Below are 16,089 nucleotides of genomic sequence, written 5' to 3'. Positions count from 1 at the left end.
GTTACCGGGGCTGTTGCTCCATTGGCAATGCTTTACACACATTGCCTGTGCAGCTGAATTTCAATTCGGGATGACCGCCAAAATCGTTCACATACATCATGCTGAACTGGCTAACGCTGCCGTCGGTCACGCTGAAATCGCGAGATGACTTTGGTGAAACCATAACCCCAGGGAAGTCAGTCAGCCTGTCGCCGCCCTGAGCTTCAGGTTTGCGGCTTAAGCCGATCAAGGTGACGAAGTACGGCGTTGGGTTATCCACACTCCAGCGCAGGCCCTGCTTATGAAAGACCAGTTGGTTTTGCCACACGGCGCCCGGTGTTTCCGGCACGATGGCGGTCGGACGGTAGAACAGTTTGATACGCGACTGCATCGCCAGCTGCAGCACGTTCGGCTTATCCGGCTTGGGCGGAATTTCGCGCACGTTCAGGTAGAACAGACTTTCTCGATCCTGTGGCAGAGCGTTAATACCGCTGGTTTTCGTCACACGTGCAATGCCCTTTTGCCCGCCGTTAATCCGTTGTAGCGGCGGTAAAACCATCAGCGGCGAAGTAATTTTTGTTCCATTGGCGTCTTCCACCCACGACTGAGCCAGAAACGGAATGCTCGGACTGGTGTTGGTTAAGTTCGCGCTGACAGAGCGCGCATCACCGGTGATGGTCAGGCGGGTACGGTCAAGTGCGATACCCGCCCATGAGGCGTTGATCTCTGCAATAAAAAGCAGACCGCAGGCCACGGGTTTCAGCCAACGCTGCACGGAGTAAAAAGCTTGATTTTTCATGACAAAATTCATTCAGGTTATTGAAATTATTCACAAGGCAACAGCACGTTACCTTCCGGGTTGATTTGTTGCGGCACCTGTAAGTGACACTGAGCACGACCGCCCCAGGCAACAGAAAGACGCTCAGCTGGATTCACACCCGCAATCCAGGCCATGCCGTTTTCCATCACCATGGCGACGCTGACACCGTTGGCGTTAAACACTTCGGCACCAAACGGCGGTACAGAGCCATCCTTCAGGCGCAGCAGCGCCATCATTTTTTGCCCCTGCGCCAAGACGAAGCGCTGATAACCAATCGCGCCTTCCGTCAGGGTGTTGGTGACGATGGCTTTGGTCGCGGAAATATCCTCGTCCATTGCGTCCACATCGATACGGGTATCAAAGCTGTGATAGCTGACGACGTCCGGTACGACGGCAATACCGAAACGGTTTGAGTGCGCCTGTTCACCGTTCAGCGGTACATTCGCCACACCGTCGGTATCAACCATCACCCTGGCGGTATTCATTGACGCCTGGCTGTTATGCAGCGCCGCGCCGTGACGCGTTGCGGTAAAGCCGCCGCGCATCGTGCCGCCAACGGAGAAATAACGTGATTGCTGCCAGCTGACGTTAGACTCAAGCTCAGCCATCATGCTGCGATGCTTGTAGTAACCATCAAACACGGTGTGCCCTTCACCGGAAACCCCTGCGCGCAGTCGCCATGGATTGTTACGGTCGCGGTTATCGGAATACGAAACCATCTGACTGGTCTGGTTGCCGCTGTTTTGCACTTCATAATCCATGGAGCGGCCATCGCTCCATGGCACAGAAATGGACAGCGAAAGGCTGTCGTCCCGTTTGCCCTGATACTCAGAGCGGTAAGCAGCAAGGTTGGCGCTGATCCCCTGAATGCCTGCGAACGAAAAGCTGTGCCCCATCGACAACCCGTAACGATCCTGAGAGCCACGATCCCAGTAATTCTGGTGGGTATAGGTCAGGTACAGCGTGGTCGCTAATTGCGGGTCGTCAGCAAAAAAGGTCTTGTTACCGGTGATGGTGTACATCTCTTTTTCGTTGCCGGCGCTGTTGTTATTTTCATACTGCTCGTCAAGGAACTGCGAGAAGGTGCGGAAGTTACGCTGTGAAAAGCGGTAACCAGCAAAGGTGATGGCGCTGTTGTACTCATCAAAGGTTTTGGCATAGCTGAGCTTAAAGGACATCCCTTTTTGTTCAGCCTGATGCTTCACCCGACTCACGGATTGCGTCGCGTCAGCCGACAGCGCACCCAGCCAGCTCAAATCCCGCCCAATCCCCATCGACCAGGCGTTATAACGATCGCCAGTGAGCAACGCGCCGCCATACAGCGACCACGCATTGCTGACCCCCCAGGAAAAATCACCGCTATAAAACGCAGGCCCCTGGACGTCGTGGTTATAACGCGATGGCTTACCGACCGCGGCGTTGTATCGAACATAGCCCGGGCGCGTCAGGTAAGGAATATCGGCCGTATTGACCTGAAAGGTTTGTACACTGCCATCCTGCTCTTCGACGCGAACATCCAGCGTGCCGCGTACCGAGCCGTGCAGATCCTGAATATTAAATGGCCCCGCAGGAACGGTGGTTTGATAGATAACACGCCCCTGCTGACTGACAGTGACCTTCGCATTGCTGCGCGCGATGCCATGTACTTCGGGCGCGTAGCCCTGCAAATTCGGCGGCAGCATGCGTTCGTCGCTGGCGAGGTTCGCCCCGGTGAAACGTACCGAATCAAAAACCTGAGAATTCAGGTAGATTTCGCCGAGCGTCAGTTTTGCCGCCTGCATCGGTAACGGGCGATAGGCATAGATCTGATCCCAATCGATTCGCCCTCGGTTCTCATCCGAAGCGTAATTGGCTTGGTACTGGCCACGAAAACGCCACGCGCCGAGGTTAAAGCCAGTCTGCCCATAGCCAGACAGAGAGCGATAACGATCGCCGCCCTGCTCGTAATGTGTGGCCTGGCCTGAAACGCTGTAGTCAAAAATTAGCCCTGCGACACCGTTATCCCAACGCTCCGGCGGCGTCCAGTCTGGATCGGTATATTTCATCCATGCCTGAGGCACGGTAATGTCCAGTACGCCGGCGCTATTATTCAGCACCACACCCGGCAGGCGGGAAATGTCATAGCAGGCCGCGCTGATCGGGTGAATATAGGTCAGCGCCTCTTCTTTGAGCGCCAGTAATTCAAGTTGTTGTGGCGTCAGACAGGCCATGGATTTATGCGGGTTGGCAGGGTCGACGATATAACGAATCGACTGCTGAGGGATCTCCTGGCTGTTAATACGAACATCCAGCAGATATTCTCCGGGAGTCACAAAGTTGCCTTCGGAAAAACGCTGCAAATCGACATTGTGCCTGTCGCTGGCATCCAGTACGTCGGTATTAAATTCAATGGCCTCATCCGCTTCAACAAATGAAGAGGCACAGACCAGAGCAATAAAAAGCGCCAGACGTTTTTTATCTGTTTTCAGCGTGATCATTTTCGTTCGCAAACCTTCAGATACCCGAATTGCAGTGCAGCTCAGAGATAATTCACAACAAAATGCGTGACCGCAGTAAATTCGCCGGATGTCATTCTTCCGTCACGGGAGATCAAATAAGCCGTAAAATTGAGCGTGTTTTTCCCTGGGTTAAGCGCATAGTCCGGTGATGGCTCACCCAGATGAATTTGCTGTCCTTTGCCGTCATATATTTCTATCGCTAAATTTTCAGTTTCCGATTGCACGCTCAGATAATCAGGATTGTCACTATCGGGTGCGCCGGAAAAGGTAATATTGGCGCGTTGAAACAGACTCCCCGGATGTTGAGAATCCCCAAGGGAACATCCCAGCAAATGAATGCTGAAATCATGCGCAGATACTTTTTCAGGTTTACCGGAAATATCTCTGGCTGAGAGGTCATCAAATTCAACCAGTAGCGACCGGTCGCGCGGATCGACATAACAGGCAGCTTCAATAATATTTCCCCGCATGCGCATTTTGCCGGGCGTACTGACAAGACGATGAGTGTCAGCCAAAACCCATGCAGGCGATATAAAGATAAAAAGCAGTAAAATACGCCATCCAGGCATCACCGCATTTCCTTTCAGTTATTCGCAGGAAGGGTTAGGCAGGCGCATAATTGCGCCTGCTGCAGATCGTTACTGGTAGTCGATCTGGAAATTAACGGTAGATTCGAAATCACCCGGAGTTACCGCTGCAGATGCGTTGTTTGCCTGCAGGTAAGCGACGAAATCAATGTCGGTTTCGCCATCGGTAATGTTGACCTGAGAGGCCGCTTTGCCCCATTCCACGTCCTGGTTGCCGCTGTCAACCATACCGATGCCCGCACCCTTTGCAGTACCCGAGGTGAACGCGGCCAGCGCGTTGTTATCTGAATCAATTGTTGCCGGGGTATAGGTCACAGTAGCCGTTTTCGCGACGGTCGTATCACAGCCCTGCAGCACGATTTTGGCATGCTTAACGCCTGCACGTTGGTTGTCTTTTAACTGAGAGGTTGGGATTTCACCAAAATTTACCTGCACCGGGCTGGATTCTGGGGCCAGACCGCATGCGGAATTAACCAGAGAACCAGTGAAGTGAATTTTACCGTTAGTCGGTTCAACATTTTTTGCAGCATAAGCAGAAGATGCAGTAAAAGTCATTCCCGCCATCAGCGCACAGGCCACAGCCACGTTTTTCATTTTCATATTACTACTTAACCTTATATCTTTTTTTTGGTTATTCCGACGATCTATTTCCGCAGACAATCAATGCAAGGGAAATCCTGATCTGCAGGTGGCGGTAGTGCATATCCTTGCAAACAATCCATCTCAAGCCACCCCGTATTTTGAACTTCATTGGTATTCCATCCGAAATACCGTCCACAGGTGTTTACGCTGTTTCGGGACTTATATTAAGTCGACGAAAAAATGACACAATGCAAAAATCCGGTATTAATCAAACTCAGGGAATCGTGTTGTAACACTGTCTGTCGAGCGATCGTTTACCTAAAAAACAGCCAAAAAACACACCACACCCAGTGTTAATTGCTATTATTTATAATTTTTATAGAGTTTTTATCTATCAAATATTTTTTTATTTAGCCAGAAGAACAGGCAAAATGTATTTATGAAAGTTTTGTAAAAATGAAATTAGGTATCAAAAGCGAGTAATGACAATAAGATAGTGAAAGAGAGGAAGGACATAGGAGGATTCTATTAGATATATTAAAAGATTGTTATATAAATATTAATAAAGAGTTCTATAGTACAATCATTTTTTATAAATGAATTATGTTATGCTATTGCTTCCCCCACTCGAATGCGAGATATCCTGCTTTAAAGGAGACATCAGTGATTTCTCATATACCAATAAACAAAATCAAATCCGTAATTATTGGTGATGGCTTAGTTTTCAGACCACATAAAAATACCCTAAAAGACCTGGCGTCTGGTGAAATGGCCACATTGAATAATGTGGCAACACAATTACTGCTCTATCTGTTGCAAAATGGTAAAGAGATATCCTCGCGCGATGAAATTCTGCAGAATGTTTTCCAGCATAATGGCGCCAGAGCGACGGATGCTAATCTCAATCAGCACATTTCATTTCTGCGCAAAGCAATAACGTCTACGGGCCATCCTGCAGAACTGATCGTCACCATTCCGCGAATAGGATTTCGGATGGGCGACGCCAGTATCAATATTCAGCAACTGGAGGAAGCACAAGCACCCACCAGAATAGCCAATGTTGCATTGATGCCCAGGAAAAAGAAACGAAACCTGTGGCCTGTCATGATAACAACGTTAATTACCGGCATCGCCGTGCTGGCGACAGCGTGGTTAACATGGATACCCAATAAAATCGCTATGACGGACGCAGCGATCCTGCGGACTATCGACTACGAGCAATGCCGAGTGCATATATTAGGAAACGCCCTCACCGACACCATTACCGAAAAAAAAGCGCTGGATATTTTCAAGTCCGTGGGTATTAACCCTAACTGTTCGTATCCAAAAGATCTGTATCTCAATACCTGGGCGAGCAACCATAATCTGGTTGAGTGGTCGTTTGCCGCTGAATGTGGGCTAAACCTCGGCTATTACCATTGCATCAGCCAGTATCGCCATCATGAGGAATGATATGAAGCAGGAAAGCGATCACTCTCCTTTACTATGGTCAGTCGTGATTGCCATTTTTGGGCTGGCGACTATCGCTTTTTTTATTATCGCCGGGAATGCGAAAAAACAAGAAATCAGTTTTTCCTGTTCCTCGGAATTCACGTCGATACTCGACATCCAAAACACCAAAAAGGAACTCCACGGAATAATGCTGATCACCAGCTACAACTCTGGACACCTCTCATTGTCAGTACAAGGGAAACTCAAAAGTGATGATGGCGAGTTTGCTGTTAACCGAAAACTGTTCTTTCGCTATGCCCGACCACTCGGCCATACCGCCGGCGTTTTTATGCTCACCCCCGACGGACGCGAAAAATCCCCGGATGATGAAGCAACGGATGCTATAGATTATCTTTTCTTTGACGCTTACGAACGTGCCGACAAGCTGTATATGCTAAAGCACCTGAATGAGGAAACGGTTCTTATTGGCGATAACTTTTCACCCCGCTTCGCCTGCGTGATGAATCACTTCGCGAGTTAATCGCCTTCTGGATATGCGTCGGGTTAAGGATGACCTGATGTGTTGCCCACCCGAAAGCACGGGCGCGGTCGATAGAACGTGAGAATGAGATTATTATTTTTGGTGGGTTAAAACGACGAAAGCCTGAATCATTTCTGATTCAGGCTTTCTGAATAGTGGCGGAATGGACGGGACTCGAACCCGCGACCCCCTGCGTGACAGGCAGGTATTCTAACCAACTGAACTACCACTCCGCGTTGTGTTCCGCTTGGGAACGAAGCGAATATTACGGATTGCCTCGCACCTCGTCAACGCTTTTTCTCACGTTTTTTAATCGTTTGCTGCAAAAATCACCCGAATGGCCATTTTCATACGGTAAATGTACAAACTATGCCCGCCAGAGGCAACTTCCGCCTTTCTTCTGCACCAGGTCAAGGCGTGACTCATGGGCCGCTAACTCTTCATCAGTGGCGAAAACAACACGTAGTTTGCTGGACTGGCGCACAATACGCTGGATCCCCGTGTCATTCCTCTGCTGGCTGTCGCCTTCCATTGAGAACGCCATCGTGGTCTGCCCGCCGGTCATCATCAGATAAACGTCGGCCAGAATCTGGGCATCAAGCAATGCGCCGTGCAGGGTTCGTTTACTGTTGTCTATCTCATAGCGCGAGCACAACGCATCAAGGCTGTTTCGCTTGCCAGGAAACATTTTCCTCGCCAGCGCCAGGCTATCGGTTATTTTGCAGAATTCGTTCGTCTTCGGAATGTCCCGCTTGAGCTTCGCGAATTCGTAATCCATAAAACCGATATCGAACGATGCGTTATGGATGACCAGCTCCGCGCCGCGAATGTAGTCGAGAAATTCGTCGGCTACATCAGCAAACGTGGGTTTATCAAGCAGGAATTCGTCTGCGATTCCGTGTACGCCGAACGCTTCCGGGTCCACCAGCCGATCCGGCTTCAGGTAAACATGGAAGTTATTGCCGGTCAGGCGGCGGTTCACCACTTCAACCGCACCGATCTCAATGATCTTGTGGCCTTCATAGTGGGCGCCAATCTGGTTCATACCGGTGGTTTCGGTATCGAGGACGATCTGTCGTGTAATTCCAGTGCTCATAACGGTCATTTATGTCAGACTTATCGTTTGATTTCGATTTGCTAAAACAGGAAGTCTACCAGAGATGCTTAAACAGGTAGAAATTTTCACCGATGGTTCTTGCCTGGGAAATCCCGGACCGGGTGGTTATGGGGCGATTTTACGCTATCGCGGGCGCGAAAAAACCTTTAGCGAAGGCTACAACCTTACAACTAATAATCGCATGGAGCTGATGGCAGCAATCGTTGCGCTGGAAGCCCTGAAAGAACAGTGTGAAGTGATACTCAGCACGGACAGCCAGTATGTGCGCCAGGGCATTACGCAGTGGATCCACAACTGGAAGAAGCGTGGCTGGAAAACAGCAGATAAAAAACCAGTGAAGAACGTCGATCTGTGGAAGCGTCTCGATGCCGCTTTAGGCCCTCATCAAATCAAATGGGAATGGGTTAAAGGCCATGCGGGCCATCCGGAAAACGAACGCTGCGATGAGCTTGCGCGCACCGCGGCCATGAGCCCGACTCAGGATGATATTGGGTATCAGACTGAGGCTTAAGCGTCCGGTTTACGGTATTGCCGGGTCGCGCCAACGGCATGACGGATAGGCGTTTTGCTTTTATTTTGTTTCATTGGGTTGAGTGTAAGCGGAATGGTTCGCTTGCGCGCAACCACCAGCTGTAAACAGCCCAGCGCGGGGATATGGGTGCTTAACATTTTCCCGCCCTTCTTATTCCAGGGCAGAACATGAAAACGACTATAGTGCAGCACTTCAAAATTCAGTAATGATAGCCAGTCCAATTGACGCATGAGGGTAAACATCCGACTGTTATAGGGCGATGTCTTACGCAATACGGGCACCAGTTTACGCAAACCCATCAGGCTTACCGGGTTAAAGCCGCTCAAAATCAACCAACCGTCATCAATCAACACGCGATCGGCTTCACGCAGTAGGCGATGCGGATCAGAACACCACGGTAACGTATGGGCCAATAAACAGACATCCACGGACTTATCGGCAAAGGGAAGATGCAAAGGATCGGCCGTCACCTGCATGGGAGAACCCTGCAAAGAAACATTTACCTGATGAGAAACCGCGCACGCTTCGGAATCGATTTCTGCGCTTAAATTACCAACCTTAAGCAGATGAAAACCGTACATTTTTGCGAACCACGGGTTAAGCTGATACTCCAGCGCCTCACGATAGTGTTCGCCCCAGGGTAGATCATCCCAGCTAACGGGCGCTACGACAGTTTGAGGGATCCTTGCCGGTTTCATCACAACCTTCCGTTACGCATTGAGAGGTAATATATGAATCTTAACAGTATTCCTGCATTTCAGGACAATTACATCTGGGTCTTGTCAAATAATGACCAGCATTGTCTGATTGTGGACCCGGGTGAAGCGGCTCCTGTTTTGAAAGCCATTGCAGAGCATAACTGGGTGCCTGAAGCCATTCTGCTAACCCATCATCATCAGGATCACGTGGGCGGAGTGAAAGAACTTCTGCAGCATTTCCCACAAATAGTGGTATACGGACCGGCTGAAACGCAAGATAAGGGAACGACACACATAGTCGAAGATGGCGATATTGCACTCGTTTTGGGGCATGAATTTAGGGTAATTGCTACTCCGGGTCACACTTTAGGACATATCTGTTACTTTAGCCATCCTTACTTATTTTGTGGTGACACACTCTTTTCTGGCGGTTGCGGTCGACTTTTCGAAGGCACCGCAACCCAAATGTATCAATCACTTAAAAAAATCAACGCCCTTCCTGACGATACATTAATTTGTTGCGCACATGAGTACACATTAGCAAACATGAAGTTTTCCTTAAGCATTCTCCCGCACGATTCGTTCATAAATGAATATTATCGTAAAGTTAATGAGTTACGCGTAAAAAAACAAATGACACTACCCGTAATTCTGAAAAATGAGCGGCGAAATAATCTTTTTTTAAGAACGGAAGATATTGATTTAATTAATGAAATTAACAAAGAAACAATATTGCAACAACCTGAGGAGCGTTTTGCCTGGTTAAGGTCAAAGAAAGATACGTTCTGACAATTCCGGGTTGCCTTTTGAAAACTTCGCCGTTATGATCGGTCGTCTTTTAAGCAACTATTGACACACACATGAAGGCAAAAGCGATATTACTCGCCTCTGTCCTGCTTGTTGGGTGCCAGAATACTGGTAACGTCCAACAACACGCACAGAGCCTTTCTGCAGCTGGTCAAGGGGAAGCAGGAAAGTTTACAAGTCAGGCGCGATGGATGGACGACGGAACATCTATCGCTGCTGATCAAGATTTGTGGGCTTTCATTGGTGACGAGCTAAAGATGGGAATTCCGGAAAACAGCCGGATTCGCGAACAGAAACAGAAGTATTTACGCAATAAGAGCTATCTCCACGATGTAACTTTACGGGCAGAGCCGTATATGTACTGGATTGCCGGGCAGGTTAAGAAACGTAACATGCCTATGGAACTGGTACTACTACCCATAGTGGAGAGCGCTTTTGATCCTCACGCAACGTCTGGCGCCAATGCCGCAGGTATTTGGCAGATCATTCCGAGCACGGGGCGCAATTATGGTTTAAAACAGACCCGCAGTTATGATGCACGTCGCGACGTTGTGGCTTCCACCACCGCCGCGCTGGACATGATGCAGCGTCTGAACAAGATGTTTGATGGCGACTGGCTGCTGACCGTTGCTGCTTATAATAGCGGTGAAGGTCGTGTCATGAAGGCAATCAAAACGAACAAAGCTCGTGGTAAACCCACTGACTTCTGGTCGTTGCCATTGCCTCAGGAAACGAAGCTATACGTGCCCAAAATGCTGGCATTGAGCGATATACTCAAAAACAGCAAACGCTATGGCGTACGTCTGCCAACAACAGACGAAAGCCGCGCGTTGGCACGTGTTCGCCTGAGTAGCCCGGTTGAGATGGCTCAGGTTGCCGATATGGCGGGTATTTCCGTCAGCAAGCTGAAGACCTTCAATGCAGGCGTGAAAGGTTCCACGTTGGGTGCCAGCGGCCCGCAATATGTGATGGTGCCAAAGAAGCATGCAGAGAAGCTGCGTGAGTCTCTGGCTTCAGGCGAAATTGCAGCCGTGCAGTCAACGCTGGTCGCGGATAACACGCCGCTGAACAGCCGTAGCTACAAAGTTCGCTCTGGCGATACGCTTTCTGGCGTCGCTTCACGTCTTGGCGTGAGCATCAATGACCTTAAGCAGTGGAATAATCTGCGCGGGTCGTCGCTGAAAGTAGGCCAGAATCTGACGGTGGGCGCTGGTAGCAGCGCACAGCGACTGGCGAACAACAGCGATAGCATCACCTATCGTGTGCGTAAAGGCGACTCGCTCTCGAGTATTGCCAAACGCCACGGGGTTAACATCAAGGATGTGATGCGCTGGAACAGCGATACGAATAATCTACAGCCAGGCGATCAGCTAACGTTGTTTGTGAAAAACAACGACATGCCGGACTCCTGATAGCATTGTAGAAATGAAGGCACTGGTTTCCCCCCAGTGCCTTTTTTATTTATCCCGCTTTATGTGCCTCAACCATTATCGTGTCGCTGGTAAACGAACCATCTTCCTGTAACGCAAAGTAGTCTTTCACTTGTGCAGAAGCACTTTGTTGGTAGGCACGAATCGCGTCGCTCAACGCTGCAGGCGTACGCATCCGCGCCACCCACGAACTGAATTCCAGCGCCAGACGATCGGTTAACAAGGTATCGGCAATCAGATTGGCGTCATTGATTAACGACAACCACTCTCCGCTGGAATAGTTGCGTACGTGTGAGGTATCGCGTAACGCCTCCACGGTTTGCAACCAGATATCACGTACTGGGTGGCCAGGCGACATCACATCCATCACAATCAGTACACCACCGGGCTTCAGAACGCGGTTCACTTCCCGCAGCGCGCGCCCGACATCATGCCAGTGATGCGCGGAATAGCGGCTAATCACCACATCAAATACGTTATCTTCAAATGGCAGGCTTTCAGCATACCCCTGCCGTGTGACGATATTATCCTGACCTCGGTCTTTTGCCGCCTTAGCAACCACTTCAAGCATCTGCGACGATAAATCATAAGCCATGACCTGCTTTACGTGTTGCGCGGCCACAAAGCTGGCGTGCCCTGCTCCGCATCCCATATCCAATACGCGAGCCTGTGGAAATGCCGACAACCTTTCCCCCAGACGTTGCAAGTCACGGCCAGAGGCGTGCACCGTACTGGTTAAATAGGCATTAGCCTGAGAGCCAAACTGTTTTTCGACGTTGTCATGGTGAGAGCGTGTTGTCATTGTGTTGTCCTTCGGTTGTTGAGAAATATGAAGGGCAACCATCACAGGCCTGCCCTATGGCAGACCTGACACACCGTTATTGTTCAGGTTTGCCGGGACTGAATTCAACGAGTAGCGGGTTGTGATCGGATGCGCGGGTGACCAGCACAGAGGCTTCACTCACGTTCAGACCGCGATAGAACACAAAATCGAGAGGGCGACCAAACGCACGGCGGCGCTGATCGTCAGTAAAGCGAACCTGGCGCAGCGACATTTCACGCGCAAAGCGGTACAGCGCATTCATCCGTCGACGGCTCCAGGCATTAAAATCGCCGGCCATGATCACCGGACCGCTGTGATGAGCAATCTGATCGCCAATGGGAAGTAACTGCTTACTATAGACATCAACGCCAAGGCTAAAGTTAACCGCGTGGATATTCACCACCATTAACAGCCGAGTGTCAGGCAACGGGTACACCGTCACCAGCGCCGATTTCGCCAGCCGTAAAATAGGCTCACGCTCGCGCAATGGACAGCAGTAAACAGGATGAGCAGCAGAGAGCGTCATGACGCCAGAGGGATGCTGAGGCAGCACAAAGGCCGGAACCTGATCAGCAGCAAGATAGTTAGCGGTCGCAAACTGCACCAGTTCTGGCGTGGTTTGTGCTTCCTGCAATAACACCAGATGCGCATCTTTGCCAAAATTCTTCAGCACCGACTGCCATTCTGCGCGCTGCTGTTTAAAAATATTCCATACCAGCACGCGAATGCGATCTTCACTGCTTAACGGAACGCCTGCGGGTAATGCCTGGCCAATATGCGCAAACGACCCCGGCGGTAAAATCCGCTCGGCGGGTTGTCCGGCAACATAACGCATGGCATAGGTGTTTTTTCGCACTTTAGACTTTCAAACCTCTGTAACGTCAACCAGTCCGCAGCCGGACTGGTTCTTCTGTTATAGGGATTTTAGCACTCACTTTCAACGAACAATTGCAGTTTGTTTTGTAAGTGGGCGCTTACATCAATGATTTACCCCAAAGCAACGCGCGCGGGCTTATCAAGACGACCGCTGAGTCCCATCAGCAGGAAAGCAACCAGGACAATAAGTGCGCCAATCCACGGCGTCTGCGCCAGACCATAATGCTCGACCGTTTGTCCACCAATCACTGAACCCAGTGCAATGCCAATGTTAAACGCCGCAATGTTCAACCCTGACGCCACATCTACAGCATTAGGCGTAAATTGTTCCGCTTTCTGTACCACGTAGACCTGCAACCCCGGTACGTTACCAAAGGCAAAGATCCCCATTACCAGGATGGTAGCCAGCGCGGCATACTGCGTAGAAGCCGTCAGTTGGAAAACCATCAACAGAACAAACAACGCGGCGAAAATGAATTTCAGCGCAGGAACGGCACCATGCTTATCCGCCAGCTTACCACCCCAGATATTACCGATAGCCACTGAAACACCGTAACCCAGTAAGATCCAGCTTACTGCTGCCGGAGAGAATCCCGCCAGATCCTGCATCATCGGTGCCAGGAAGGTGAATGCCGTGAATACACCGCCGTAGCCCAGTGCCGTAACGGCATAAATCAGCAGCAGACGGGGATGAGTCAGCACCTTCACCTGGTCGCGAATGCTGGCGGCTGCACGACCGGGAATATTGGCGGGGATCAACAACTGGCTACTGATCAGTGCAATCACGCCTAACATTGATACCGCAAGGAAAGTCTCGCGCCAGCCAAAGTGTTGACCAATAAACGTACCCAGCGGCACGCCGGTTACCAGCGCCACCGTTAAGCCACCAAACATAATAGCGATGGCGGAGGCCGCTTTCTCTTTTGGCACCAGACTTGTCGCGATGGTAGAACCTATCGAGAAGAATACGCCGTGTGCCAGCCCAGTCAGCAGACGAGCGACAATGAGTGTCATATACCCGGGAGCCTGCCATGCCAGCAAATTCCCCGCCGTAAACAGAACCATCAGCGCAACCAGTAACTGTTTACGTGGCAGGCGTCCGGTCAAAGCGGTCAGTACCGGTGCGCCAATCGCCACACCCAGCGCATAGATGGAAACCAGCATCCCGGCGGAAGGTAACGAGATCGCCAGTTGTTGAGCGATGGTCGGCACCAGACCAACAATCACAAACTCAGTAGTGCCTATAGCGAAGGCACTAATTGTTAGTGCAAATAAAGCGAGAGGCATAAATAACTCCGTAACATCAGTAATCAGATGACACGCAGTATGCCTGGATGTTTTAATGACAAAAATATTCAAAATCTCAATATAATTTTGCGTCAGGTGCAAAAATGAAAGCAACCTCTGAAGAACTTGCGATTTTTGTAGCGGTAGTGGAAAGCGGCAGCTTTAGCCGGGCGGCAGAACAGCTTGGACAAGCCAATTCCGCGGTCAGTCGGGCAGTAAAAAAGCTGGAGATGAAACTGGGCGTCAGTTTGCTTAATCGAACGACCCGACAGCTAAGTCTCACTGAGGAAGGAGAGCGCTACTTCAGGCGGGTGCAGCAGATACTGCAAGAGATGGCTGCAGCAGAAACGGAAATCATGGAGTCGCGTAATACTCCGCGCGGCCTGCTGCGCATCGACGCAGCAACACCGGTGATGTTGCATTTCCTGATGCCGCTAATCAAACCGTTCCGGGAGCGGTATCCCGAGATGACGTTGTCTCTCGTCTCCTCGGAAACATTCATCAATCTTATTGAACGAAAAGTGGATGTTGCTATACGAGCGGGTACACTGACTGACTCGAGTCTACGTGCGCGTCCGTTATTTACCAGCTATCGCAAGATTATTGCCTCACCGGAGTACATTGCTCGTTTTGGTAGACCAGAGACCGTCGAGGAGTTAAAACAGCATCTGTGTCTGGGGTTTTCCGAACCGGTTTCGCTCAATACCTGGCCAATTGCCTGTAGCGACGGACAGCTGCATGAGGTCGAGTGTGGAATTTCTTCCAACAGTGGGGAAACGCTAAAACAGCTTTGCCTGAACGGCAACGGCATCGCCTGTCTTTCAGATTATATGATAGATAAAGAGATCGCGCAGGGAGAGCTAGTGGAACTGCTGGCCGATAAACGTCTGCCGGTAAAAATGCCTTTCAGCGCCGTTTACTACAGCGATCGTGCGGTCAGTACACGTATTCGTGCATTTATAGACTTTTTAAGTGAATATATAAGAACAGCTCCCGAAGGAGCTGTAAAAGAGGGGTAAGGGATACACAGGCTCGGGCAATTAATCCCAGGCAGGAGCCAGACCTTCCGGGCTGACCAGACGATCGTTGCAGTCCAGTGCCGCGATCATTTTTTTATCTTCGGCATCCAGATGCAGTTCCAGCGCCAGCAGGTTGCTTGCCAGGTTTTCACGTTTGGTAGAAGAAGGAATTACGGAGTAACCTTCCCCCATTGCCCATGCCAGAATAACCTGCGCCGGGGTCGCGTTATGTTTAGCGGCAATGTGCGTAATCACTTCATCTTTCAGCGCGTTACCGTAAGCCAGCGTCATGTAAGAGGTGATGTGGATACCGTGTGCTTTCGCCCAGTCAACCACCTTACGGCTCTGAAGATACGGAGAAAGCTCAATCTGGTTGGTCGCAATATTGTCTGCGCCTACTGCGGCAATGGCTTTTTCCATCAGCGCAATGGTGAAGTTTGAGATACCAATTTCACGAGTCAGTCCCTGCTGTTTTGCTTCGAGCAGCGCCAACATGAATTCCTCAACAGATACAGCATCTCCTGGAGATGGCCAGTGGATCAGCACCAAATCAACATAATCTGTACGCAGTTTCTTCAGGCTTTCTTTCAGACTTGGGATCAGTTTTTCTTTGCTGAGATTTTCAATCCAGATCTTGGTGGTGATGTACAGTTCGTTACGCGGTACGCCGGTTTCGGCAATCGCCTGACCAACAGCCGCTTCATTATCATAGATTTGCGCAGTGTCGACAGCACGGTAGCCCAGCTCAAGCGCCGTTTTAACAGAAGCGATAACCACGTCGTCTTTCAGGCGGAAAGTACCCAAACCGAATGCAGGGATAGCCATAGAATTCCTCTTTTTAATCACTATGTTCATCAACTAAGAGGATTATGACTTCCAGCTCTTTATAGAAAAAGAGTGATAAATGCAGAGGATTTTTGCGGATGTAGCAATAATTAAATTGCAGGCAAAGAAAAAGCCCTGAGCTAATGCTCAGGGCTCTTAATAAGTGGCGGAACGGACGGGACTCGAACCCGCGACCCCCTGCGTGACAGGCAGGTATTCTAACCAACTGAACTACCG

The 16,089-nt window shown here is 50.2% G+C and carries 16 protein-coding genes and 1 tRNA gene; 6 read left to right on the top strand and 11 right to left on the bottom strand.

All coding sequences use genetic code 11. The features are described 5' to 3' along the window. Position 1 precedes the first annotated feature (1 nt). The 4 genes from OGV98_RS13930 to OGV98_RS13915 all read right to left on the bottom strand — a co-directional run bounded on the left by OGV98_RS13930 (position 2) and on the right by OGV98_RS13915 (position 4,484). Positions 2-790, bottom strand: a complete 789-nt coding sequence (locus OGV98_RS13930; protein WP_202580757.1) for a fimbrial biogenesis chaperone — start codon at positions 788-790, stop codon at positions 2-4. 14 nt (positions 791-804) lie between these two features. Next, positions 805-3,276 carry a fimbria/pilus outer membrane usher protein gene (locus tag OGV98_RS13925; protein ID WP_202580758.1) on the bottom strand — a complete coding sequence of 824 codons (2,472 nt, stop codon included), beginning with the start codon at positions 3,274-3,276 and terminating at the stop codon, positions 805-807. Positions 3,277-3,317: 41 nt separating this feature from the next. Then, positions 3,318-3,866, bottom strand: a complete 549-nt coding sequence (locus OGV98_RS13920; RefSeq protein WP_003838886.1) for a fimbrial protein — start codon at positions 3,864-3,866, stop codon at positions 3,318-3,320. A 69-nt stretch (positions 3,867-3,935) separates the two neighbouring features. Further along, on the bottom strand, positions 3,936-4,484 hold the full coding sequence (locus tag OGV98_RS13915) for a fimbrial protein (RefSeq protein WP_044714304.1): 549 nt from the start codon (positions 4,482-4,484) through the stop codon (positions 3,936-3,938). A 645-nt stretch (positions 4,485-5,129) separates the two neighbouring features. On the opposite strand from OGV98_RS13915, the gene OGV98_RS13910 reads away from it, so the two are divergent. Both OGV98_RS13910 and OGV98_RS13905 read left to right on the top strand, forming a co-directional pair. Beyond that, positions 5,130-5,918 carry a winged helix-turn-helix domain-containing protein gene (locus OGV98_RS13910; protein WP_032948574.1) on the top strand — a complete coding sequence of 263 codons (789 nt, stop codon included), beginning with the start codon at positions 5,130-5,132 and terminating at the stop codon, positions 5,916-5,918. A gap of 1 nt (position 5,919) precedes the next feature. Continuing rightward, entirely contained in the window at positions 5,920-6,438 is a 519-nt protein-coding gene (locus OGV98_RS13905) for a FidL-like protein (protein WP_003838893.1), read from the top strand. 156 nt (positions 6,439-6,594) lie between these two features. Here OGV98_RS13905 and OGV98_RS13900 read toward each other — a convergent pair. Both OGV98_RS13900 and dnaQ read right to left on the bottom strand, forming a co-directional pair. Further along, positions 6,595-6,671: transfer RNA gene (locus OGV98_RS13900), tRNA-Asp, on the bottom strand. A 134-nt stretch (positions 6,672-6,805) separates the two neighbouring features. Further along, positions 6,806-7,534: a DNA polymerase III subunit epsilon gene (gene dnaQ / locus OGV98_RS13895; protein ID WP_003031410.1), complete on the bottom strand. Its 729-nt coding sequence runs from the start codon at positions 7,532-7,534 to the stop codon at positions 6,806-6,808. 64 nt (positions 7,535-7,598) lie between these two features. On the opposite strand from dnaQ, the gene rnhA reads away from it, so the two are divergent. Continuing rightward, the gene (gene rnhA, locus OGV98_RS13890; RefSeq protein ID WP_003838896.1) at positions 7,599-8,066 is read left to right on the top strand and encodes a ribonuclease HI; all 468 of its coding nucleotides are present in this window, start codon (positions 7,599-7,601) and stop codon (positions 8,064-8,066) included. Here rnhA and OGV98_RS13885 read toward each other — a convergent pair. Beyond that, on the bottom strand, positions 8,063-8,785 hold the full coding sequence (locus tag OGV98_RS13885; RefSeq protein ID WP_003031413.1) for a class I SAM-dependent methyltransferase: 723 nt from the start codon (positions 8,783-8,785) through the stop codon (positions 8,063-8,065). The genes rnhA and OGV98_RS13885 overlap by 4 nt on opposite strands. Before the next feature lie 33 nt (positions 8,786-8,818). Between OGV98_RS13885 and gloB the strand changes: the two genes are divergently transcribed. Then, the gene (gloB, locus tag OGV98_RS13880) at positions 8,819-9,574 is read left to right on the top strand and encodes a hydroxyacylglutathione hydrolase (protein WP_049016140.1); all 756 of its coding nucleotides are present in this window, start codon (positions 8,819-8,821) and stop codon (positions 9,572-9,574) included. Between the two features lie 71 nt (positions 9,575-9,645). Then, positions 9,646-11,004 carry a murein transglycosylase D gene (gene mltD / locus OGV98_RS13875; protein WP_003031421.1) on the top strand — a complete coding sequence of 453 codons (1,359 nt, stop codon included), beginning with the start codon at positions 9,646-9,648 and terminating at the stop codon, positions 11,002-11,004. 49 nt (positions 11,005-11,053) lie between these two features. Here mltD and OGV98_RS13870 read toward each other — a convergent pair whose 3' ends face one another. From OGV98_RS13870 to OGV98_RS13860, 3 genes are all read right to left on the bottom strand, one after another. Then, the gene (locus tag OGV98_RS13870; protein ID WP_286551618.1) at positions 11,054-11,824 is read right to left on the bottom strand and encodes a class I SAM-dependent methyltransferase; all 771 of its coding nucleotides are present in this window, start codon (positions 11,822-11,824) and stop codon (positions 11,054-11,056) included. Positions 11,825-11,900: 76 nt separating this feature from the next. Beyond that, complete coding sequence (locus tag OGV98_RS13865) at positions 11,901-12,701, bottom strand: endonuclease/exonuclease/phosphatase family protein (protein ID WP_003031427.1); 801 nt, start codon at positions 12,699-12,701, stop codon at positions 11,901-11,903. A gap of 131 nt (positions 12,702-12,832) precedes the next feature. After that, positions 12,833-14,008, bottom strand: coding sequence for an MFS transporter (locus OGV98_RS13860; protein WP_003838907.1), 1,176 nt, complete (start codon positions 14,006-14,008; stop codon positions 12,833-12,835). A gap of 104 nt (positions 14,009-14,112) precedes the next feature. Here OGV98_RS13860 and yafC point away from each other — a divergent pair, with 104 nt between their 5' ends. Continuing rightward, complete coding sequence (gene yafC / locus OGV98_RS13855) at positions 14,113-15,027, top strand: DNA-binding transcriptional regulator YafC (protein ID WP_003843865.1); 915 nt, start codon at positions 14,113-14,115, stop codon at positions 15,025-15,027. Positions 15,028-15,048: 21 nt separating this feature from the next. Here the strand turns inward: yafC and dkgB are convergent, their stop codons facing one another. Beyond that, complete coding sequence (gene dkgB / locus OGV98_RS13850) at positions 15,049-15,852, bottom strand: 2,5-didehydrogluconate reductase DkgB (protein WP_057101153.1); 804 nt, start codon at positions 15,850-15,852, stop codon at positions 15,049-15,051. Between the last annotated feature and the right edge of the window lie 237 nt (positions 15,853-16,089).

Origin of the sequence: Citrobacter sp. Cf136 (assembly GCF_030333815.1) — a bacterium.
Taxonomy (GTDB): Bacteria; Pseudomonadota; Gammaproteobacteria; order Enterobacterales; family Enterobacteriaceae; genus Citrobacter; species Citrobacter freundii.
Note: the sequence above shows the minus strand (reverse complement) of the source record. Positions and strands in the feature narration are given on the sequence as shown.